This window comes from Pelosinus propionicus DSM 13327, from assembly GCF_900114615.1.
GTDB classification, from domain to species: Bacteria; Bacillota; Negativicutes; order DSM-13327; family DSM-13327; genus Pelosinus; species Pelosinus propionicus.
The window spans coordinates 77,993-101,333 of the sequence record NZ_FOTS01000013.1; the positions used below are offsets into that span (position 1 = coordinate 77,993).

At 38.8% G+C, this 23,341-nt stretch carries 23 protein-coding genes; 22 read left to right on the forward strand and 1 reads right to left on the reverse strand.

What is annotated here, in order from left to right:
* The first annotated feature begins 39 nt into the window (after window positions 1–39).
* From minC to BMZ99_RS09000, 22 genes are all read left to right on the forward strand, one after another.
* Entirely contained in the window at window positions 40–795 is a 756-nt protein-coding gene (minC, locus tag BMZ99_RS08895; protein WP_245754889.1) for a septum site-determining protein MinC, read from the forward strand.
* 53 nt (window positions 796–848) lie between these two features.
* Entirely contained in the window at window positions 849–1,640 is a 792-nt protein-coding gene (gene minD / locus BMZ99_RS08900; RefSeq protein WP_090935529.1) for a septum site-determining protein MinD, read from the forward strand.
* A gap of 13 nt (window positions 1,641–1,653) precedes the next feature.
* Complete coding sequence (gene minE / locus BMZ99_RS08905; protein WP_007936208.1) at window positions 1,654–1,932, forward strand: cell division topological specificity factor MinE; 279 nt, start codon at window positions 1,654–1,656, stop codon at window positions 1,930–1,932.
* A gap of 163 nt (window positions 1,933–2,095) precedes the next feature.
* The gene (gene rodA, locus BMZ99_RS08910) at window positions 2,096–3,202 is read left to right on the forward strand and encodes a rod shape-determining protein RodA (protein WP_090935532.1); all 1,107 of its coding nucleotides are present in this window, start codon (window positions 2,096–2,098) and stop codon (window positions 3,200–3,202) included.
* 159 nt (window positions 3,203–3,361) lie between these two features.
* Window positions 3,362–4,102: a M23 family metallopeptidase gene (locus BMZ99_RS08915; protein ID WP_090935535.1), complete on the forward strand. Its 741-nt coding sequence runs from the start codon at window positions 3,362–3,364 to the stop codon at window positions 4,100–4,102.
* 5 nt (window positions 4,103–4,107) lie between these two features.
* A complete protein-coding gene (locus BMZ99_RS08920; protein ID WP_090935538.1) occupies window positions 4,108–4,986 on the forward strand; it encodes a M50 family metallopeptidase in 879 nt (292 codons plus the stop codon).
* A 214-nt stretch (window positions 4,987–5,200) separates the two neighbouring features.
* On the forward strand, window positions 5,201–7,054 hold the full coding sequence (locus tag BMZ99_RS08925) for a TIGR03960 family B12-binding radical SAM protein (protein ID WP_090935540.1): 1,854 nt from the start codon (window positions 5,201–5,203) through the stop codon (window positions 7,052–7,054).
* On the forward strand, window positions 7,054–7,749 hold the full coding sequence (locus tag BMZ99_RS08930; protein WP_090935543.1) for a TIGR03936 family radical SAM-associated protein: 696 nt from the start codon (window positions 7,054–7,056) through the stop codon (window positions 7,747–7,749). Before BMZ99_RS08925 ends, BMZ99_RS08930 begins: the two co-directional genes overlap by 1 nt.
* 86 nt (window positions 7,750–7,835) lie before the next feature.
* Window positions 7,836–9,278 carry an Rne/Rng family ribonuclease gene (locus BMZ99_RS08935; RefSeq protein ID WP_090935547.1) on the forward strand — a complete coding sequence of 481 codons (1,443 nt, stop codon included), beginning with the start codon at window positions 7,836–7,838 and terminating at the stop codon, window positions 9,276–9,278.
* Between the two features lie 280 nt (window positions 9,279–9,558).
* A complete protein-coding gene (rplU, locus tag BMZ99_RS08940; RefSeq protein ID WP_007936218.1) occupies window positions 9,559–9,870 on the forward strand; it encodes a 50S ribosomal protein L21 in 312 nt (103 codons plus the stop codon).
* A gap of 2 nt (window positions 9,871–9,872) precedes the next feature.
* Complete coding sequence (locus BMZ99_RS08945; protein ID WP_090935550.1) at window positions 9,873–10,193, forward strand: ribosomal-processing cysteine protease Prp; 321 nt, start codon at window positions 9,873–9,875, stop codon at window positions 10,191–10,193.
* Between the two features lie 7 nt (window positions 10,194–10,200).
* Window positions 10,201–10,491 carry a 50S ribosomal protein L27 gene (rpmA, locus tag BMZ99_RS08950; protein ID WP_007936222.1) on the forward strand — a complete coding sequence of 97 codons (291 nt, stop codon included), beginning with the start codon at window positions 10,201–10,203 and terminating at the stop codon, window positions 10,489–10,491.
* Between the two features lie 175 nt (window positions 10,492–10,666).
* Complete coding sequence (locus BMZ99_RS08955) at window positions 10,667–10,891, forward strand: Spo0B domain-containing protein (protein ID WP_090935555.1); 225 nt, start codon at window positions 10,667–10,669, stop codon at window positions 10,889–10,891.
* Between the two features lie 299 nt (window positions 10,892–11,190).
* Complete coding sequence (gene obgE, locus BMZ99_RS08960) at window positions 11,191–12,462, forward strand: GTPase ObgE (protein WP_090935558.1); 1,272 nt, start codon at window positions 11,191–11,193, stop codon at window positions 12,460–12,462.
* A gap of 13 nt (window positions 12,463–12,475) precedes the next feature.
* Window positions 12,476–12,793, forward strand: a complete 318-nt coding sequence (gene yhbY, locus BMZ99_RS08965) for a ribosome assembly RNA-binding protein YhbY (protein ID WP_090935560.1) — start codon at window positions 12,476–12,478, stop codon at window positions 12,791–12,793.
* Window positions 12,794–12,873: 80 nt separating this feature from the next.
* The gene (gene proB / locus BMZ99_RS08970; protein WP_090935563.1) at window positions 12,874–14,001 is read left to right on the forward strand and encodes a glutamate 5-kinase; all 1,128 of its coding nucleotides are present in this window, start codon (window positions 12,874–12,876) and stop codon (window positions 13,999–14,001) included.
* A 13-nt stretch (window positions 14,002–14,014) separates the two neighbouring features.
* Complete coding sequence (locus tag BMZ99_RS08975; protein ID WP_090935566.1) at window positions 14,015–15,271, forward strand: glutamate-5-semialdehyde dehydrogenase; 1,257 nt, start codon at window positions 14,015–14,017, stop codon at window positions 15,269–15,271.
* A 184-nt stretch (window positions 15,272–15,455) separates the two neighbouring features.
* Window positions 15,456–16,304 (forward strand): hypothetical protein, encoded by an 849-nt coding sequence (locus BMZ99_RS08980; protein ID WP_090935569.1) that lies wholly within the window; start codon window positions 15,456–15,458, stop codon window positions 16,302–16,304.
* Window positions 16,305–16,310: 6 nt separating this feature from the next.
* Window positions 16,311–17,408: a GDP-mannose 4,6-dehydratase gene (gene gmd, locus BMZ99_RS08985; RefSeq protein WP_090935571.1), complete on the forward strand. Its 1,098-nt coding sequence runs from the start codon at window positions 16,311–16,313 to the stop codon at window positions 17,406–17,408.
* Window positions 17,409–17,447: 39 nt separating this feature from the next.
* On the forward strand, window positions 17,448–18,389 hold the full coding sequence (locus tag BMZ99_RS08990) for a GDP-L-fucose synthase family protein (RefSeq protein ID WP_090935575.1): 942 nt from the start codon (window positions 17,448–17,450) through the stop codon (window positions 18,387–18,389).
* Between the two features lie 169 nt (window positions 18,390–18,558).
* Window positions 18,559–19,431 (forward strand): hypothetical protein, encoded by an 873-nt coding sequence (locus tag BMZ99_RS08995; protein ID WP_090935578.1) that lies wholly within the window; start codon window positions 18,559–18,561, stop codon window positions 19,429–19,431.
* Between the two features lie 61 nt (window positions 19,432–19,492).
* Window positions 19,493–22,318, forward strand: a complete 2,826-nt coding sequence (locus tag BMZ99_RS09000) for a class I adenylate-forming enzyme family protein (RefSeq protein WP_245754890.1) — start codon at window positions 19,493–19,495, stop codon at window positions 22,316–22,318.
* Window positions 22,319–22,359: 41 nt separating this feature from the next.
* On the opposite strand, the gene BMZ99_RS09005 is transcribed toward BMZ99_RS09000, so the two are convergent.
* Window positions 22,360–23,331: a GDP-mannose 4,6-dehydratase gene (locus BMZ99_RS09005; RefSeq protein ID WP_090935581.1), complete on the reverse strand. Its 972-nt coding sequence runs from the start codon at window positions 23,329–23,331 to the stop codon at window positions 22,360–22,362.
* Between the last annotated feature and the right edge of the window lie 10 nt (window positions 23,332–23,341).

Here is a 23,341-nt window from a genome sequence, read left to right on the forward strand (position 1 = left end):
GCAGCAAGACAGCCTTTTTTTTGATCAGTGGTAGTCGGTTTGTCCCGTATTTTAGATTTAAAAATTAACTTGTTAAATTTGGCAGGATTATTGGCGAAAAGCGCGAATTCTAAGTGGCAGATATATGTAACCTATAAGAAGACTTGGGAGATGGACATGCGAGAATATGTAGTATTTAAGGGCAGCAGAAATGGCTTACAATTAGTACTTGATGCAACCGTAGATTTTGAAATACTTATAGAAAATTTAGCAGCTAAACTAGAATCGGCAGTTGATTTCTTCTCTCGAGGGACGACAGTAGAGCTGCCAGCCAAAGTGCGTAATCTTTCTTGTCAGGAACAGGAGGAATTAAGTAAGCTGCTGGCAAGTTATGGATTGGTCTTTCGTGAAGTTAATGAGCAGTGTACAGATGATATTGCGATGCCTGAGCCCAAAGAGATTGAAACGCTAATCGTTGCAAAAACCATACGCAGCGGTCAGGAAATTATCCATCAGGGGACCGTAGTGATCGATGGCGATGTGAATCCTGGTGCAGAAGTAATAGCCGGTGGAGATATTATTGTAAATGGTACATGCCGTGGTGTGGTGCATGCGGGGGCTTATGGAGATATAAGGGCTACGATTAAAGCCCAGCGTTTGCTAGCTTCGCAAATTAGAATTGCTGGACTCATTGCTAGGGCACCGGATCATCTGGATCAGCCTGATCAAGCTGAAGTAGCATTTATCGAAGATGGAATTGTCATCATAAAAACAGTTAGTATACAAGAAGATGAGATGCGCGAATTACAAGCATAAGTAAAGTAGACGATAGTCTTTGACATCGGTCTGCCATATATAGGAGGATCTACATGGGGGAAGTTATTGTAATAACATCGGGTAAAGGCGGCGTTGGAAAAACTACCACTTCAGCCAACCTGGGTACTGGTTTTGCGTTACAGGGAAAGAAAGTAGTGTTAGTTGATGCAGATATTGGATTGCGAAATTTAGATGTTGTGATGGGACTTGAAAATCGAATTGTGTATGATTTAGTGGATGTTACAGACGGAAATTGCCGGTTAAAGCAAGCATTGATTCGAGATAAACGCTATGAATCTCTTTATCTTTTACCTGCAGCTCAAACTCGTGATAAAAATGCAGTAACTCCAGAACAAATGAAACAACTGTGTGATGAATTAAAACAAGATTTTGATTTTGTGATTATTGACTGTCCGGCAGGTATTGAACAGGGATTCAAGAATGCCATAGCTGGAGCTGATCGAGCAATTATTGTGACTACACCTGAGGTATCAGCAGTGCGTGATGCTGATCGTATCATTGGATTATTAGAGTCAGAGGGGAAACATAACCCTAAGCTGATTGTAAATCGAATTCGTCCTCGTATGGTTAAAAAAGGTGACATGATGAATATCGATGATATTATTGAGATTTTAGCCATTGATTTGTTGGGCATTATACCAGAGGATGATTATATTGTCGTTTCAACTAATCGAGGAGAGCCGGCGGTTGTCAATCCTATTTCCCAGGCAAGTACAGCTTATAAGAATATTGTTAGGCGTTTAATGGGTGAAAATATACCATTAATGGTCATTGAAGATAACACTAGCTTTTTTAATAAACTGAAAAAAATATTTAATCTTTAAGGGAGGAATAAAAATGCTTGAATTGATTCAAAAACTTTTTGGCAAAGATTCTAACTCATCGAAAGATATTGCCAAAGAGAGGTTACGATTGGTACTGGTTCATGATAGAGTTAATGTTTCTCCCCAATTGATGGAAACATTAAAAGATGACATGTTTAAAGCGATCTCGAATTACATGGATATCAATGAAAAGTGTATGGAAGTGAATTTGACTCATACCGAATCATCTGTCACTCTCGTTGCGAATATTCCTGTTACCAGTATGAAAAGAGGCGCTATGTCTAAGAGGTAAGTAGACTGGTAATCATTTATTTTCTATTGAATGAGAGTAGTTTTATCACTGGATAAAAATTACCATCAGGCGCAGTATAACATACTGCGCCTTTTAAGTGGACGAAATTGGGAAATGATATTATAATATAGAAATGACTTGATATGGAAGGTATGTGTAAGGTATGTTAAATCGGCGTCTATTACGAAATTTAGATTTTGTTACAATTACCGTAACGGTGATACTGATATTGATAAGTTTAGTAATAATTGGAAGCGCTACTCATATCAATACACCTGGTGAAGAGCGATATTGGTATGTTGAGCGTCAAGGAATGTTTGCCTTGTTTAATGTCATTTTCATAATAATTCTCTTGAATTTTGACTACAAAGTACTAAGCAAATTTGCTAATGGGTTGTATGGTATAAATTTAGTCATGTTATTAGCTGTTATGTTTATAGGTCAATCAGCTCTTGGCGCACAGCGATGGATACAAATAGGTCCTATTAGCTTACAGCCTTCAGAGTTCTCCAAGTTAATTATGATCATTGCATTGGCAGATATGTTAGATAAAAAAAACGGAAAACTCAATTCATTTAAAGATCTAATACCCATTTTTTTATATGTTGGTGTACCTTTTTTGTTGATATTGAAGCAGCCTGATCTTGGAACATCTCTTGTATTTTTGGCGATTTTATTTGGCATGCTCTTTATTGGAGGAATAAAAAGTAAACATCTTATGGCAATTTTTGGTGCTGGTGCTGCTTTCATGCCTATCTTTTGGCATTTTTTAAAGGATTACCAAAAAATGCGATTGTCTGTATTTATTGACCCTAATGTGGACCCGCTGGGATCTGGTTATCATATTATACAATCTAAGATTGCTATTGGCTCAGGGATGCTATTTGGTAAAGGACTTTTTGGCGGCACGCAAAGTCAGTTAAATTTTTTACCAGAAAATCATACAGATTTTATTTTTGCTGTGGTTGGTGAAGAACTCGGATTTATTGGAGCCGTTCTGATTTTATTGTTGTATTTTATTCTCTTATATCGGGGAGTAAAAATCGCTGGGGAAGCAAAGGATAATTTTGGGACTTTACTAGCGACAGGTATTACCTCGATGTTGACTTTTCATGTATTAGTGAATGTGGGCATGACTGCTGGTATTATGCCAGTTACAGGTATTCCCTTGCCTTTGATGAGTTATGGTGTTAGTGCTCTTACTACGAATATGATTAGTGTTGGTATTTTATTAAATATCTATATGCGTAGACAAAAAATTATGTTTTAAGGAATGCAGTTACCAACCTGTCAGAAATGTATATATGCTAATATAAAGGTAAGAGGATGTGCCCTTGGGGGTGCGTCCTCTTTGAAATTCTAAGCATATATTGCATTCTGGTTCTCATATATATTCTATAGTAATAGGTGCTGGTGTGGGGGGAACTATATGGCAAAGCTATGGAATAAGTTAAGAAAGAATCGTTGGGGCGAAACAAGGGAAGTAGATTATTCCTGGCAGTATCCCGAGGAAGAGAGGAACTATAGTTGGCTTAAAAAGACAATTATAGCAGGCGTTTTGTTTGCCATTGTATATTGTGCTCATATATCAGAAACAGCCATAGGGAAGATCATGGATGATGGAGTTCGTTATACCTTGACTGCGCAAACAGATGTGAATTATGTAGTAGAAAAAATCATTAGTGTGGCTCCGGAAAATTTAGATCTATCATTGCTAAAAAGAGTTCAGACAACAATATCCAAACCTGCAGATCCTTTATTGTATATGCATACGCCCGTTCCAGGAAAAGTTATAGTTCCTTTTGGATGGGGTGTCCACCCTGTGTTAAAGCAAGAAAGAATGCATGAAGGAATCGAGATGGAAGCTGCTTTAGGGACGAGTGTGCAGGCTGCTGCCCCTGGTAAGGTAAAAATGATTACGGATAGTGCTCAGTTGGGAAAGGTAGTAATCATCGAACATAGTCAGGAAATTGAAACGCTATATGGCCATTTAGGCGAAGTGATTGTACAGCAAGGGGATGAAATTAGCCAAGGACAGATTATTGCTAAAGTAGGAAAAAGCGGTATGGTAACAGGACCTTTGCTTTATTTTGAGGTGCGGGAAAATGGCAAAGCCATTGATCCAACTACGCGGTTAAAGGGAGAGCTTCCAAAGAGAGAGGAGAAGTGAGTTGATTGCGGGTTGCTAATGTAGCAGGGATAGACTTGATCGTGAGTTATTGGTTTATCGCAATGATCTTATTCTTCTCTTTAGCTGGCATGATGGTGAAAGTACTTCTGGTATTTAGTGCAGTACTTTGGCATGAATTAGCACACGCAGGCGCTGCTATGGCTTTAGGATTTTCGGTGCGTGAAGTTGAATTGCTGCCCTTTGGTGGTGTTGCACGAATCGAAGGGCTGGGGGCTGCCAGTTCAAAAAGTGAGATAGTAATAGCCGCCGCCGGACCAGCAGCAAGTGTGGTTTTGGCGGCTATTGTTTATAGTAGTATGTTGTATCTTGATTTGTGGACTGAGCTATGGGATTTCTTTTTAAAAGCGAATATCATGCTGGCAATTTTTAATATGATACCAGGCTTACCCCTTGATGGTGGGCGTATTTTTAGAGCATGGCTGGCTTTATATGTAGATTATGGAAAGGCTACGACTATTACTGCTGGCATTAGTAAATGTGTAAGTATTACATTGATAAGTGTTATGATTTTTCAATATGTGAAGGGGAGTACAGTTAATCTTTCTTTTTTAGTTGCAGCTATTTTTTTATATACCACCGCAAAGAGTGAACTAAAAGTCGCCGGATTTCGTACATTGCGCATCATGGCTCAAAAGAAAACCTTACTACGCTCAAGAAGAACAATGCCAACAGCGCATATTACAGTTATGGAAGGTGCATTGCTAAAGGATGTTGTTCGTTTATTTCGTCCCGATCAGTATTATGTGATGTTAGTGGTAAATGATGATTGCAGAGTCTGCGGTACTTTAACGGAGACAGAGGTATGGGAAGGGTTGCCAAAAAATGGTCTTCATGCTAGTATTGGTGAGCTGATTGATTCATAAAGTTTCTGCACTGAATAAATACATCTATAAGATTATTCGCAAAGTTAGCATTTTTGGCAGGATTTTTTCTTATTATGTAGAACGTAAGGTAGGATATCTGACTAAACCTTGGATATTTTTGGGCAGTATATATATAATTGAGTAAAATAAACAATGTTCATTACTTAATTCTATTAATAATTTTTGAAGCAAAAGTTGGAGGTTAATATTACTTATGATAAATTTAGATCCTGCCATGTTAAATCGGGTCATAAAACCTGCCCGATACACAGGGAATGAATGGAATAGTATAAAGAAAGATCATGATAAGGTTGCAGTCACCGTGGCTTTATCATTACCGGATGTATATGAAGTCGGCATGTCAAATCTGGGATTGAAAATCTTGTATCAAATACTGAATAATAGAGTGGATACTGCTGCAGAACGAGTATATGCACCTTGGGTTGATATGGAAGCTGAGATGCGGGAACGTAACATTCCTCTTTATACCTTAGAAAGTTTAAAACCAGTTAAAGAATTTGATATAGTTGGTTTTTCCCTGCAATATGAAATGAGTTACAGCAATGTACTAAACATGTTGGATTTAGCAGGGATTCCTTTGTTTACAGCAGAACGGGATGAACACATGCCAATTATTATTGGGGGCGGACCTTGCACCTTTAATGCAGAACCTGTTGCAGACTTCTTTGACTGTCTTGTCTTAGGAGAAGGTGAAGAAGTAATGGAAGACATTATTGCGGCAGTTTCTTCCTGGAAAAAAGCCGGCAAAATAAATGGTAGATCAGGAATTCTGAGGAGCTTAGCTCAGATTGGTGGAGTTTATGTACCATCACTTTATGATGTAACATATCATGAAGATGGTACAGTCGCTAAAGTGCTGCCTAATTGTCCAGAAGCACCTTTGGTTGTGACCAAGAGGGTAGTAAAAGATCTGAATACGGTTGAATATGCTACAAGACCTATTGTACCATTTTTGGATATTGTTCATGATCGCATTATGTTGGAATTGTTCCGTGGCTGTACCAGAGGGTGCCGTTTTTGTCAAGCCGGAGTACTGTATCGTCCAGTACGAGAACGTCGTCCAGAATTACTCTTGAAAATGGCTAAAGAAATGGTAGACAGTACAGGATATAATGAAATATCACTTACTTCCCTCAGTTCAGCAGACTATTCTTGTTTGCCTGATCTTGTTGACTCTTTAATGGGAGAGCTGAAAGAGCAGGGCGTAAGTGTATCTTTGCCATCTCTTAGGATTGATAGCTTTTCCATTGACCTTGCACAAAAAGTGCAGCAGGTTCGGAAAAGTGGCCTGACTTTTGCTCCCGAAGCAGGATCTCAGCGTATGCGGGATGTGATTAATAAAGGGGTAACGCAAAAAAATCTAGAGGATGCTGTGAGTGCTGCTTTCCAGGCGGGGTGGTCCACCGTAAAATTATATTTCATGATGGGATTACCGACGGAAACCGATGAGGATGTGTTGGGAATTGCAGATTTGGCTTACAAGGTACTTGATCTATATAAAGAAATAAAAGGACGCAAGGGTGCAAAAGTAACTGTTAGTGTGTCTTGTTTTGTACCCAAACCCCATACTCCTTTTCAGTGGTTCGGCCAAGATCTTGCTAGTGAATTTGAACGTAAACAGCAACTATTAAAAGCGCGCCTTCGGGATAGAAATATCACCTTTAACTGGCATGATGCTCGTACCAGCTTCTTAGAAGGAGCCTTTGCCCGTGGGGATAGAAGGTTAGGACAAGTACTGCTAAAAGCTTGGCAGAATGGTGCTAGGTTTGATGGGTGGTCAGAGTACTTTAAATACGATGTGTGGATGGATGCTTTTAACACCTGTGAAATTGATCCTTATTTTTATGCAACCCGTCATCGCGATTTCGATGAAGTGATGCCATGGGATCATTTGTCTTCAGGGGCGTCAAAAAGCTTCTTGCAGCGCGAATATGAGCAGGCTGTAACAGAAGAATTAACTTGTGATTGTAGAAGGGAACACTGTAGTGCTTGTGGTGTATGTCCAGGGCTAGGTGTTGAGGTACTAGATTGGGGGAGTCGGGCATAATGGCAAAATTGCGTTTAGAGATTACAAAAGGGGAAGAAATACGTTATATTTCTCATCTGGATTACGCCAGTGCTATGGAAAGAGCGATTATAAGAGCCAAATTGCCTGTGGCCTATTCGGAAGGATTTAATCCTCATATGAAACTATCTTTTGCTTCTGCGTTAGCTGTAGGAGTAACAAGTCAAGCTGAATATATTGATATTGAATGCAAGGAAGAGATTGATATAAATCAGGCAGTAGAGCGTCTCAAGGCTGTATTGCCCATGGGGATTCGTATAAAAGGTGCAGCCTATATGCAAGGAAATGTTTCTGCATTGATGGCTATTGTCAACCTAGCTACTTATGAAATAACAGTACCGTTGTTAGCAGAAGATATTGGGATTATCGAAGATAGTATCCGATGGTTCAATAATGCTGAATCTGTTTTATATACCAGAGAGTCTCCTAAAGGCAAAAAAGAAATGGAAATAAAGCAATATATGGCAAAACCCATTGCTATAACAGTCCTGGAAAAGGCCGTGCGCCTTATATTGGAGATACGCATTACTCCGACAGGCAGCATTAAGCCAGGAGAAGTATTAGGAGCCTTGGTGGCAATGTTTGATTTACCTATAGACATTGATAATCTATTGATTCATCGTACTGGACTATATATTAGTAATGCAGGTAGACAGGTATCGCCTGTAGAGCTGTAGTAGAGAGAGAGCAGTAAGCATAATAATTTTTTTGAAATCAGAGAGGGTTTAAGATGTTATAGAAAGCGAAGAAAGGAGGGAATAAAATGGGAAAAACAATTGTGGTAAATATGACACCCGAAGAAACAAGAATGGCAATTTTAGAAGATAAAAAATTGATTGAAGTTACTATAGAACGAACTAAAAGTGGTCACAGTGTTGGCAATATATATAAAGGAAAAACAAAGAATGTATTGCCTGGTATGCAAGCGGCATTTATTGATATTGGAAAAGATAAAAATGCTTTTCTATATATCGGCGATGCATTGCCGCAAGGAGCTGCTCAGGCACTTGCTGATACTGCCTTAACAGTAGGTAAAGATCTTATGGTTCAGATTGTGAAAGATGCAATTGGCACCAAAGGACCTCGGGCGACTACACATTTAACCCTGCCAGGACGATATGTCGTATTAATGCCTACAGTAGATTATATTGCAACCTCAAGACGCATAGGGAATGAAGAGGAACGGATGCGGCTAAAAAAAATTATCGAGAAAGTGCGGCCGGAAGGTATGGGGGTTATTGTTCGTACCATGTCTGAAGGTAAAAGTGAAGAGGATCTGCAAAAAGATCTTGAGTATCTTTATAACCTATGGAAAGCACTCGTTGCTAGGAGTAAAAGAGCTGCTGCGCCGATCTTGCTGTATCGTGATGTGGATTTGGTAATTCGTATCGTACGTGATTACTTAGCAGATGATGTAGAAACCTTTATTTTAGATAATCAAGATGCGTATGGACGAGTTTGTGACTTGCTTAATTATATGTCACCTGAATTGGTGAGCAGAGTTACCCTCTATCAAGGGAAAGAAGATATTTTTACTCATTTTGGGGTTGATGAAGAATTACAGAAAATTGGTCAGCGTTCCATTTGGCTTGCATGCGGCGGATATATTGTAATTGATAAAACAGAAGCATTAACGGTTATTGACGTAAACACAGGAAAGTTTGTCGGATCTACTAATTTATCCGATACTGTTTTTCGAACTAATTTAGAAGCAGCAAGCGAAATTGTTAGACAAATACGTTTGCGAGATATTGGCGGCATTATTATTATTGATTTTATTGATATGGATAAAGAAGAACAGAAACAGGCAGTATTAGCTGCACTCGCAGAAGAATTTAAAAATGACCGTACAAAAACAAATATACTCGGTTTTACTGGCTTGGGCTTAGTAGAGATTACACGAAAAAAAGTTCGGCAAAATGTTGAAGGGATGCTTTATAATGAATGCCCATGCTGCGAAGGACGTGGCAGGGTACAGTCTCCTGAAACAGTAATAATTAACATCTGGCGCAAGATGCGCTATATCATGAGCCAGCCTAGGCGGCAGGGACGCCTTGTCATACAAGTACATCCTCTTGTTGCGGAAATGATTAAAAGTCAGGGGGAGTTAACCCGTTTGGAGCATGAACTGGCTTGTTCATTACGTGTAGAAGCATTGTCTGAAATGAATCCTGAAATGTTTTCCATTTTACATGAAAGTGATTGATTAGGAAAATAATTGACAAAGCCCATTGCATATGCTATTATCATTCAATGTAGGCGATTATGCTTATGTGTGTCCCAAACCGCACGGAGAGGTTCCATAAACTTACTTTGAGATTGCTCAAAAAGCGTCAGGTGCTAGGCGCGACGAGAAGCTGAGTGAAGGCGTACATATTGTACGTTGAACGAAGATTCGCAGGAAGCAACGACGCAGATGATGTTTTTTCAGCAATCTCAAGTGATACCACATTCGGCGAGTACTAGAACGAGGGAGGTGTAATATAATGTACGCAATTATTCAAACTGGTGGTAAACAATATCGCGTTTCTGAAGGTGAAGTTGTTTTCATTGAGAAAGTTGAAGCTGCAGAAGGCGAAGCAGTAGAATTTGATCGTGTACTTACTGTCGTAACAGAAGGTAATGTAGTGATTGGTCAACCTCTAGTAGCAGGTGCTAAAGTAACTGGTAAGGTTCTTTCTCAAGGTAAGGAAAAGAAGATCTTTGTTTTTAAATATAAAGCAAAATCGAATTACCGCAGACGTCAAGGTCATCGTCAACCGTTCACTAAAGTTGTGATCGAGAAGATTGAAGCATAAGAATGATCAAGATTAAGATTATTCGAAACCCAGAACAAGGTATCGTTGAGTTTCATGTTACTGGACATGCAAATCAAGGTCCTCATGGGCAGGATATTGTATGTGCTGGAGTATCAGCTTTGACGCAGACTGCTGTGCTGGGCTTGGATCGTCACTTAGGAGCCAGAATACATCTGGATATTGCCAGTGGTAATTTAAAGATGTGTTTATTAGATAATCCGGATCGATTAACGAATGCTGTGTTGGAAACGATGCTAATTGGTTTAACCGAGATTGCAAAGGCAAATCCGCAAAGTGTCCGTATCTCTGAACACAGGAGGTGAAGTACAAATGTTTAATTTTAATTTACAGCTATTTGCTCATAAAAAGGGTGTAGGTAGTACTCGTAACGGTCGTGACAGTGAATCCAAGCGTCTTGGCGTTAAACGTCACGCTGGTGAAGTTGTGACTGCTGGCAGCATTTTGGTTCGCCAGAGAGGTACTCATTTCCATACTGGTCAAAATGTTGGCATTGGTAAAGATGATACCTTATATGCTAAAATTGCTGGACGTGTGGCTTTTGAACGCAAAGGCCGTAACGATCGTCAAGTAAGCGTATATCCTACAGAAGAAGCTATCTAATCATTACACCTGCGGCTATCTTAAAGCCGCAGGTATTATTTTTTTTGAAGTTGTCTACTTCAAAGTAGTTGTCGTATGTACAGCAGACAAAAAAATCTATAAAACCACACTGGATTGTTGTATAATAGTATAAAATAGTTTAAGATGGGGCTTACAATAGAAGGGATGATTGAAAATGGAAAATCATGAAGTGTGTGAAGAAATTGTTACTTTATTGAGAAAGCAACGGCATGATTTTGTAAACCATTTGCAAGTTATTCATGCCATGCTGCAGATGGGCCGTAGGGAAAAAGCTCTTTTATATATTGAAGAGTTGGCAAAAGATCCTGCTTTAGTATCTGATGCCGTAAAAGCTTATGAAGAACGTTGTGCTTACCTGCATAAAGCTGACCCTTCGTGATGGTTACAACCACTTTTTTGAAGTAGACAAGTTCTGCCAAAATGCTAGCATTCTATTTTTGAGTTGGTAAAGCTTTTTTAATGAGGAGGATTTTCTTCTTAATTAATGCTTCTAAATCTTTGCCTCTAAAGAATAGAGTTGGAGTGTAATTTATTGCATATTGACATATATTACAGATAGTAGGGCATGACGAAAAAGCATGCAGCCTTATGAAGGAGTTGCTTTCAAAATTACAGTTTTTGAAAGCAACTCTAATGATGAATACATAGATAGGTTGATACCTAAAGGGGTTTTAAAAAATGTTTATTGATAGAGCAAGAATTCATGTTGTATCTGGTAATGGCGGTAATGGTATGTCTAGCTGGCGCCGGGAGAAGTTTGTTCCAAAAGGCGGTCCAAGCGGTGGGGATGGTGGGCGAGGGGGAGACGTTATATTAATCGTTGATGCCAATACCAACACCCTGATTGATTTTCGTTATAAACGTAAATTTGTTGCCAATAATGGTGTCAGCGGTCAAACAAAAAATATGCATGGGCAGCATGCAGAGCATACCTATATCAAAGTACCACCTGGTACATTGGTAAAAGATGCTGATACAGGAGAAGTAGTAGCCGATTTGACGAAAGTAGGTCAGCAGGCTGTTATTGTAAAAGGCGGTCGCGGTGGTCGAGGGAATGCTAGATTTGTTAATAGTGTTAACCGAGCACCTACTTTTTCTGAAAATGGTGCACCTGGCGCGGAACGTTTCTTACAGTTAGAGCTTAAATTGTTAGCAGATGTTGGATTAGTAGGATATCCTAGCGTAGGAAAATCCAGCATTATATCTGTCGTATCTGCTGCTAAGCCTGAGGTAGCAGCATATCATTTCACAACCTTAACGCCAGTTCTTGGTGTGGTAAGTCTTGATGAAGGTCATAGCTTTGTACTGGCTGATATTCCCGGTTTAATTGAGGGAGCCAATGAAGGTATTGGTCTGGGACATGATTTTCTTCGTCATATTGAACGCACCAAGGTTATTCTTCATGTGCTGGACGTGTCTGGCTTGGAAGGTCGCGATCCCATAGATGATTACAATAAGATAAATAATGAGTTAAAACTGTACAATGAGAAATTAGCTACTCGTCCGCAGCTGATCGTTGCTAATAAAATGGATCTGGCAGAAGCCAAAGAGAACTATCCAAGAGTGGCTGAGTATATGAAAAAACTAGGGCATGAACTGTATCCTGTTTCAGCAGCTACAGGAGAAGGCCTACCGGAACTTATGCAGCAGACTGCGAAATTATTACTAGAGCACGTAGAAGTTCCAGAAGAAGCAGAAGATACAATTATATATGAAGCAAAACAAGAAGAAGACTTTACCATCGGTCGTGATGGAGATGGGGCATTTCTAATTCGTGGCAGAGGAATTGAAAGATTAGTAGCGATGACTAATTTTGATAATGATGAAGGTGTACGACGCTTTCAGCAGCTCTTTAAACGTATTGGTATTGAAAGTGCTCTTAAAGAGAAAGGTGTTCAGGAAGGTAATACGGTACGGATTGGTGAAATGGAATTCGAATTTAGAACATAAAGGGGAACAATAAGTGGAAGAAATTACAACATTAACAGGTAAGCAAAAACGCTATTTGCGTTCATTAGGAAGTACTATGGATCCTGTAGTGCAGATTGGTAAAACAGGATTGTCAGGTAGTTTGCTAGATAGTACGAAAGATGCTTTAATTGCACGCGAGTTAATTAAAGTGCGTGTGCTTCAAAATTGCAGTGATGCTCCAAAAGAAGTAATTACACAATTGGCTGAGGCAGCAGATGCTCAATTAGTACAGGTTATAGGGCGCAATGGTCTTTTATATAAACGAAATCGCAATCCAGAAAAAAATCATAAAATAGAATTACCTAGTTAAGAAAAACGTAACCACAAAGGCACAAGAGAAGATTCTTTTATGCCTTAGTGGTTCAAATTTTAGATACGGGTGGGAGCGGCATGTTTACCAGAGAAAATTTGACAAGAGCTAAGCGAGTAGTGGTTAAAGTTGGAACCAGTACGTTAACACATAGTACTGGTAAATTAAACTTGTGGCGAATTGAAAAATTAGTTAGAGAGTTAGCAGATCTTGCTAATCAGGGAAAAGAAATTATTCTAGTTTCTTCAGGAGCAGTTGGTGCTGGTATGGATGTTTTAGGTCTCGCAGAGCGGCCGAAAACGATTCCTGAAAAACAGGCTGCTGCAGCCGTTGGTCAAGGCAGACTCATGCATACCTATGATAAATTATTTGGTGAGTATGGGCAGGTAGTAGCGCAAGTACTTCTAACTCGTGAAGATTCAGTAAAGCGGACTCGGTATACTAATTCTCGCAATACCCTATTAACTCTTTTAAAAATGGGAGTTATTCCAGTAATTAATGAAAATGATGTTGTAGCTATTGATGAATTAAAAATTGGCGATAATGATACACTGTCAGCCATGGTGGCTAGTATAGTGGATGCTGATGTACTGATAATCTTGTCGGATATCGAAGGTGTATTTACGGATAATCCTCAAATCAATCTAGACGCAAAGCTTATTAGTGAAATTTCAGATATTACTCCAGAGATTGAAGCCTTAGCTGGTGGTGCAGGGACTCTGCGAGGAACTGGCGGTATGTATACCAAAATCCAAGCCGGAAAAATAGCTGTTAATTCTGGAGTTACGATGATTATTGCATCAGGATTGCAAGAGGGCATTCTGCGCCAGGTACTAGGTGGGGAAAATGTGGGAACCCTCTTTCTTTCTAAAGAAAATCGTTTGCATGTACGAAAAAAGTGGTTAGCCTTTGGTGCACGTATTCAAGGAGTGCTCACTGTGGATAAAGGCTGTGAGCAGGCTCTATTATCCGGAGGTTCTAGTCTGCTGGCGGCAGGTATCACTGCAGTCACAGGAGAATTTGAACATGGCAATACAATTAGCGTTGTTGCTTCTGAAGGCAGAGAAATTGCCAGAGGAATAGCCAATTATAGCGGTACGGAAACTAAAAAGATTATGGGACTTCATACCAATGAAATTAGTGCGATATTAGGGGCAAAGCCCTACGATGAAATTATTCATCGGGACAATATGGTATTATTAGTGTAAAGGAGAGAGGTATATGGATCATCTTACAGAACTGCAAATGAAAGGTAAGAATGGGAAGCAAGCAGCAAGAAAGCTTGCAACGCTATCCACTCTAACTAAAAATCAAGCACTTGAAAAAATGGCAGAGGCATTAGAAAAAGAATATCCTGCTATTTTAACCGCGAATGCCATAGATATAGAAAACGGCAGAACCAAAGGCTTATCTCAGGCCTTGCTTGATCGTTTACTTTTAACTAAAAGTAGAATTGAAGCCATGGCAGATGGCTTGCGGAAGGTTACTACATTACCCGATCCGATTGGTGAATTACTAAGTAAAGATAAACGCCCTAATGGGCTAGAAATTAGCAAAGTTCGTGTACCATTAGGCGTAATAGGAATTATCTATGAAGCTCGTCCAAATGTTACTGTGGATGCGGCAGGACTTTGTTTAAAAACAGGAAATGCGGTGATTTTACGTGGCGGATCAGAAGCGATTCATTCAAATCAAGCTATTATTCAAATCATTGCGCAAGCCGCTTATAAGGCTGGAATTCCAACAGGATCTCTTCAGTTAGTTGAAACTACAGATCGGCAAGCTGTAAATGAAATGTTAAAGCTGAATCAATACCTGGATGTCATTATCCCTCGTGGTGGTGCAGGGCTCATTAAAACGGTGGTGGAAAATAGCACAGTACCTGTAATTGAAACAGGTACTGGTATCTGCCATACTTTTGTTGATGAATCTGCGGATCTGAAGATGGCGGCGGCTATTGCATTTAATGCTAAGGTTTCTCGCCCAGGGGTATGCAATTCCATGGAAACACTACTAGTGCATGAGAAAATAGCACAACAGTTTTTGCCGGAAATGCTTGAAAAATATCAGCAAGCTGGTGTGGAATTAAGAGGATGCCCCCTAACAATTCAGTTTCATCAAAGAGTAAAGCCGGCTATTGGTGAGGATTGGGCTACTGAATACTCTGACTTCATCTTATCTATAAAGGTAGTTAAGAATCTCGATGAGGCGATCGAACATATTGATCAATACAGTACTCGTCATTCAGAAGCCATTGTTACCAAAAACCCTGAAAACGCTAAACGCTTTCAGCATGAAGTGGATGCAGCAGCTGTATATGTAAATGCTTCAACTCGTTTCACGGATGGATTTGAGTTTGGCTTTGGCGCTGAAATTGGCATTAGCACACAAAAACTGCACGCCCGCGGCCCTATGGGCTTACCAGAACTTACTAGCAGTAAATATATCATTTCTGGTAATGGACAAATAAGAGAATAACCATATAGTTTGAAGTACCAAAAAGCCTAAAAATCAGTATCTACTGATTTTTAGGCTTTTTCTTTTTTATAGGCTCTCACCAAAGTTATGATGATTACATATATTATAATACATATTTGGCAACACCTTATTGCTAGATGCAAAGTTTGCTGGTCATCAATTAAGTACAAAGGAGTTGATATTTGTGATTTTGGCTAATGGTGAGCCTATGCACTCGTTCGATATACAGCAGCTTAAATGGGCTCTACGTAGAGGGCAAATGGATATCTGGGAAAGTACTCCCGCCGAGAGTCAGCCCGCTGCCGATGTAGAGACTGTTAGTAGTACTGGAGAAAATCCTCCTGTATGTACAACCGTTTTAGATCAGATTACTGCTATGGAGAAAATGATGAATCAGCAAATTGCCTTATTCAGAAATGAATTTGCTGTTTTTATTCAAGCACAAGTCAATCAAGAAAAAGCACTGCGTCTTTCTGAGACAGAGTGGCAAAAAAGGCTTGTAGAGCATGAAAGTAAAATGTTAGCCGAGATGTGGGAGATGCGCCAAAGTATAATCGGGGAATTTACTACGTATTTTCAATTGATTGCAGAGCAGCTGCAGAATCGAGATCACTTAATACATAAGGAAATATCTTTGCTTAAAGAACAATTAAATGAGATGCACCAGTATCAGGAGTATCATAAAGAACAGGATTTAGCTTTAGCTAAGGAATGGAATGAAAAGATTGAACAATGCCAAATACAGCTGATAAATTGCATGCAGCACATACAAACCGTACTCGAAGAAATAAATACAAACGGCATTAGCAATCAGAAACAAGAAGATTTTTTCCTTAAAGAAATTGCAATTGTAAAAGATGAAGTAGAGCATTTACAAAAAGTATATCAGATAAAAGAAGTAAGACCTATGGTATTAGAGGCTGAGCCTTGTGAAGGTAATTTATTGGAAGCAAATCAAATCGATATGCTGCAGATAGTAGAGTTTAAAGAAGATATGAATAGAAAGAAAAAACGAAGACAGCGGAGAGGATAAGATGTGATGGAGAAAGTTGCATTGATTACAGGAATAACAGGTCAAGATGGTGCCTATCTGGCTGAATTTCTACTAAAGAAAGGCTATATTGTTCATGGTATAAAAAGGCGTAGCTCTTTAATTAATACGGCACGAATTAATCATCTCTATCAGGATTTTCACGAACAACAAGTTAAATTCTTTTTGCACCACGGTGATATGACAGATGCTACAAATTTAATTCGGATTATACAGGAAGTACAGCCCGATGAAATATATAATTTAGCAGCACAAAGTCATGTGCAGGTCTCATTTGATACGCCGGAATATACTGCAAATGCAGATGCCTTAGGAACCTTAAGATTATTAGAAGCATTACGCATATTAAACATGACGGACAAAGTTAAGTTTTATCAAGCGGCTACTAGTGAATTGTTTGGAAAAGTTCAAGAAACCCCTCAGAAAGAAACGACTCCTTTTTATCCCCGTAGTCCTTATGCTGCAGCTAAATTATATGCTTATTGGATTGTTGTTAATTATCGAGAAGCGTATAACATGTTTGCTTGTAATGGAATTTTATTTAATCATGAATCACCAATCCGTGGTGAGACGTTTGTTACTCGCAAAATTACGAGAGCGGTAGCCCATCATAAACTGGGAGTAGGCAATATTTTATATTTAGGAAACTTAGATGCAAAAAGAGATTGGGGATTTGCTGGTGATTATGTAAAGGCTATGTGGCTTATGCTGCAGCAAGAAAAACCGGAGGATTATATCATTGCTACAGGCGAAACCCATTCTGTACGTGAATTTGTAGAATTAGCTTTTCATAATATTGGAACAAGTATTGAGTGGCAAGGAACAGGAGTTGCAGAAAAGGGGATCAATCGTGCTACCGGTCAAACTATAATCGAAGTAGATGCACGCTATTTTCGGCCAACAGAGGTGGATCTTCTGCTTGGTGATGCGACAAAAGCAAGAGAAAAGCTCAAATGGCAGCCGGAAGTTAGCTTAAATGAAATGGTCGAACAAATGGTATGTCAGGATATTAAACTGGTTGAACGTGAATTATTATGTACAGAGCATGGATATAGTGCCGAAAGTATACGGAGTGGTAAAGGGTAGAAAAGGGGTTCCGTAGGATATCAATGATGGAGGCGGATTATGGATCAGCATGCCAAAGTGTATATCGCTGGACATCGAGGGTTAGTAGGTTCTGCTATTTTGCGTAAACTGACCCGCGATTTTGATACCGAAATTATATGTCGTACCAGGCAAGAGTTAGATTTGTGTAATCAGGCTGAAGTCATGAAATTCTTTGCAGAAAAAAAGCCTGAATATGTATTTCTGGCAGCTGCAAAGGTAGGAGGAATACTTGAGAACCAAACCTATCCTGCTAAATTTATATATGAAAATGTTATGATGCAATCAAACCTAATTCATGCTGCCTACAAGTACAATGTGAAGAAATTACTGTTTTTAGGAAGCTCTTGTATTTATCCTAAATTAGCCCTTCAGCCAATAAAAGAAGAGTATTTGTTGACTGGTGAATTAGAGCCTACAAATGCTGCTTATGCAGTTGCTAAAATTACGGGGATACAGATGTGTCAAGCGTATAATAGCCAATATGGGACAAAATTTATATCGATCATGCCGACCAATTTATATGGCCCTAATGATAATTTTGATTTAACATCATCTCATGTTCTGCCTGCTCTGATACGAAAATTTCATGAAGCAAAAATCAATCATTTGCCAAATGTTGAAATATGGGGTACTGGCAAGCCACGGCGGGAATTTTTGCATGTAGATGATCTGGCGGATGCCTGCTTATTTCTAATGGATATCTATGAAGGTAATCAACCAATCAATGTTGGAGTTGGCAAAGATATTTCGATACAAGAACTAGCTGCATTGGTTGGAGGAGTTATAGGATATTCAGGAGAGATTCTCTATAACTGCGCCATGCCGGATGGAACCCCTCGTAAATTACTGGATATAGCGAAGATCACAGACCTTGGCTGGCAGTCAAAAATAAAATTAGAAGATGGTATAGCCAATACCTATCAATGGTATCTGAACAGCCTAGCGAACCACAGAACCTAGTACCTCATCTGCGTTAAAACGATAGATACTTTAGTGAGAATTTTTTCGACCTGCGGGGCGACGACAACGAAGTAGGATGGAAAAAGACTGCTAAAGTAGCGGAGTTATTAATGCAAATGAGGTACCAGAGCGCTGTAAAGATTCGTAAATCTAACCAAGGGAGGACTACATGTCGATTCCAATTGTTTTTATACATTATGGTGATAGTGATTACTTGCAGTATAGTCTACTGCAGGCAAAACGATCCAATAAAAATAAGGATATTATATTAATTGGTGATGAAAGTAATAATAAATATCCTTTTGTTAAACATTTTAATGTGAGCGAAAGCAGCTCCATGAAGCAGTTTGCGAAAGTATATCAGCATATGAATTTTAATTCCCACGACTATGAATTGTTCTGTATACAAAGGTGGTTTATATTACGGGATTTTATGATCTCCCATAACGTCGAGCAATGCTATTATCAGGATTCAGATGTTATGCTATATGAAGATATTGAAAAAGAAGATGTTGCAGGCTATGATTTTGGATTTTGCGGAAGTATCTCTGCGGGGATTTCTTATATTAATAATGTAGCAGCGTTAGATGCTTTTTGCGCATTTATTACCAGTTGCTATACGCAAGATGAGCTAAGACGGCAGCTTGAAAATATGTATCAGTCCATCATAGCCACGATCCCTCATGGGGGTATCTGTGACATGGTGTTTGTGAATTTATACTGCAATAACACCGATCCGGAAAAAATATATGATTTATCAATAATTCGTGATGGTGCTGTATTTGACCTGAATGTAAATCTGATTGATGAATATGAAGAATGGCATGGGCGGAAAAAGATCTATTACACAAATAAAGGGGTTTTGTGTAAAAACCTAGCCCTTAATCAATTTATTCGGTTTAAAGCTCTTCATTTTCAGGGAGCAGCCAAAAGTTTCATGAGGTACTTTTTAGAAAAATCTTTTGAAGAATGTACGAATCCGCTAGTATTTGACTATTCTACTTGTCAATGGCAAGAAATAAGTGATTTATATTTCAATTAATCGCTATGGCGAGTAGTGGAGTGCAACGATTTTCATACGGCAAAGAGAGGTGCTTAAGATAGTGAATTCAGAAGTAACACTTTTATATGATGATGAAAAGCAAGCAGGAAATATAAAAATTATAGTAAAGAATATTCCTGATATTACGATTGTAGATGAAAATAAAAGTGAAACCGTTAATTTTTCGGAATGTGGAAAACAAATCAGATGGCTGAGTACTAAAATATCACAAGATTTTCCGAATGAAAAGTACATTGGCCTGATCTTTAAAACATCAAGAGAATTGATTTTACACTGGCTTGCAGTGCTGGATGCTGGCAAGGAACCATTGATTATTCAATATCCAACTAAAAAGCAAAGTCTAATTTACTGGCATAATTCAATTAGTCATACGATTTCTTCTGCGAACATTCAAGGAGTCATATGCGAAGAAGTTATTCGATCTTTAGAAATTGAAAAAAGAGTAAAGACCATTTTTTTTGATGGTCGGATTTTAGAAGCAGATACTAGCTGTGATGAAATTATCAATGGTGCCTTTATTCAACTCTCATCAGGAACCACTGGTATGAGAAAAGGCATGAGATTTACTTTTCAACAACTTTATCAGTATATTCAGAGTTACAATCACATCATGGAAATGAAGAAAAGCGATTGTATTGTCTCTTGGCTGCCTTTATATCACGATATGGGATTTATTGCATGTTTCAGCATGCCTATTTTTTTAGGAATTAAGCTGGTTTTAATTGATCCGATTGTTTGGGTTAGTAATCGGTCCATTCTATTTAAGACCATTGCCCATTATGGAGGTACACTTTGCTTTATGCCTAACTTCGGCTTTGAGGTCATGGCAAAAGAGCCGATAGCTGCTCCTATGACAACAATGCGACGCTGGGTTTCAGGAGGAGAGCCTGTTAAGAAAGAAACAATGGTTCGATTTTCTCAGCATACCAATACAAAATTAGAATCTATATCTGTCGTTTACGGCTTTGCGGAAACAATTATGGCAATATCGCAAAGCAATGGTATTAAGACATATGTAAAAGAGGGCAGAGAAGTTACAAGCTGTGGAAGGATTATTCCAGGAACGCTTGTTAAAATCATTGGCAATGAAGTGTACGCCAAAAGCGGTTATTCGATACATGCGTATTTGGATCAGATTCCAATAGTTGACAGCGAAGGATATATCCCTACTGGCGATATTGGATTTATTGAAGGCAACGAACTATTCATTGAAGGACGTAAACATGATGTCATGATTCAAGCAGGGCAAAAGTTTATGTTAAATGAAATGGATACGATATTAGCTCATGTTGTTCCGGAATGGGAAGGACGTGGTGTATGTTTAGCAAAAGATGACGCGAGAACGGGTACACAAACCCTTCTTATTTTATTAGAGAGAGAGGATATAACCGATACACGGCAATATAAAGAGCTGGCAAATCGCTTAAGCCACGCATTGCCAATGGGCAATTTTGAATTTTATTTCGTGCCAGAAGAATTTGTTACAAAAACTTCATCAGGCAAGATCAACCGCAAGAAAACCTTGGAAGATTATATAAAGTATCAAAACTGGCAAGAGCGAGATAGAAAGAATGGTATGATTGCGGATATTAAATATGAAATCATGCGGTATTTTCATGGTTCATCCTTTGATACTCCTATTTCAAATACATTAGATTCTTTGGGGATTATTATTTTAAACTCGATAGCCCAAGAACAGCATATCAGCATCTCAGGAGATATGAGCTTGCAGGATGTTATTCGAGCATGCAGTGAAAAAAATAAAGAAAACAATGGAAATATAAAAAAGGAAGTTATTTCTATTGTTTCTATTATGGATTATTCTGTGGTCGGAAAATTCACACCTCAAGATATGGAACGGATTGAAAGAGAAGTTGGAATGCCGGTAGAATTTGAACATGTTTGTATGCCGCCAGCACCGATTATTTATCAGGATTTAATATTTTATGATTATTTTATGTGTCGTGATTTTGATGAGCGTTATTCCTATTATTTGAATTGTGTACAAAAAATAAAAGAAGCCAGCGTATTGCTTTTAGACGATCATGGAGAATTTGCAGTTGGCGGTGCAGGTGCTTTTCCTGTTATGAGCAAAAAATTCAGCCGAAACCCATTAAGCGATTACGTGGTGTATCGGTGGCAGAAATATTCAAGAAATCACCAATTGCTCCCAGTTGGGAATGTTGTTCACGGTCTTAGCCTTTCAGCAGAAATGCATTTAAAAGCAATACAACAAATCTCTTCTCACTTAGGAGTTCCGATTTTTCGAGCAGCAGTGTGTCAAAACTATCGCCATCTTACTAGTGACTGGGAATACAAAGACTATAAATATAGTTTTCAAATCATTCATGACAAAGTTCCGAATTATTCCAATCATGAGCAGCTGGTTACATCCTTATGTGAGTTTATAAAAAAACATAAGGATCATTTAAAGCGTAAGACAGTAAGCAGTGTAAATCGAATTTTAGATTATAGTGATTTGTGGCACTTTTGCTCCTATTGTGTGAATCCTATCTTTTTAGATCAAGTAATCGATTCTTTTCAGAGCTTTATCATTCATGGGCTGCCTGGAAGTTTGTATTACCTGCAGAAAAAGTTAGGTGAAAAAGGCAAAAAATACTGCTTTGTTCCTGCCTTAAATCCTAATGGCGGATTTGATCCTGGTTTAGAAACATCTTATGAATGCGTCTTGCAAACTGGCAGTTGGGGAGCGCCTAACACTAGACTGCCTGTTATTTCCTTAATGGCAGCAGGTGGCCCATTAGTAGCAAATTTACCAGCTAACTTTATCGTTGATCCAAATGTATTGGGAAATTCCTTCATTGCAATGCCAGAAGCCATAGCTGCATATTTAAAGAGATCTTAATATAGAAGAATCCCCGCCTTAACAGCGGGGATTCTTCTATATTAAGACTTAAAAAGATTGAGATCTTGAAGTACCATTTCTTTAACGATTTCTTCTAACCTAATTTTAGGACGCCATCCTAAGTCCTGGTAGATTTTAGAGGCATCTCCGAGTAAAGGGACTTGTTCGCTGGGGCGAAAAAAATTACTGTTGATCTCTAAATAGTTCGTATAATCAAGCCCTACAAATGAAAAGGCAATTGCTAATAAGTCACGGACAGTATGGGGAATACCAGTGGCAATAATATAATCTTTGGCTCCCAAAGGGTTATTAAGCATCATCCACATCGCTTCTACATATTCGGGAGCATAGCCCCAATCCCGAATCGCATCGACATTTCCTAATTGAATGTGGTTTTCCAGTTTTAATAGTATTTTAGCAGCTGCAGATGTAATTTTTCTTGAAACAAAGGCTGGATTACGACGTGGGGATTCATGGTTATAACAATAACCTGTGCAGGCGTATAAGCCGTGATGCTCTCGATAATTCTTTACGACATAGTGGCTGGCTAATTTTGATATTCCATAGATCGAGCGAGGATTGAAGCGAGTACCTTCTGTTTGAGGTGATAGTTCAGCATTACCAAAAAGTTCACTAGAACCAGCAAAGTAAAATCGGCATTGAGGCACCAATTCTTTTATGCTAGAAAGAAAATAATGTGTTGGATTTAAATTCGTAGCAAGAATGGAAGCTTCATCTTCGAAAGAATAACTTACAAAGCTAGCGGCTGCAAGATGATAGCATTCGTCAGGTTTTACAGCATCGATTAATTTATAGATGGATAAATGATTATTCAATGAACAGATGTGCAAGGTAATCCGATCAGAAATATCTTTCAGAAAAAAAAGCTTTTGATGGTTTTCCATACTGGATTGCCGGATCACACCGTGAACTTGGTAACCTTTTGCTAGTAAGAGTTCTGCTAAATAGGAACCATCCTGTCCGCTAATACCTGTAATAAGGGCTTTCTTCATAACCATCCCA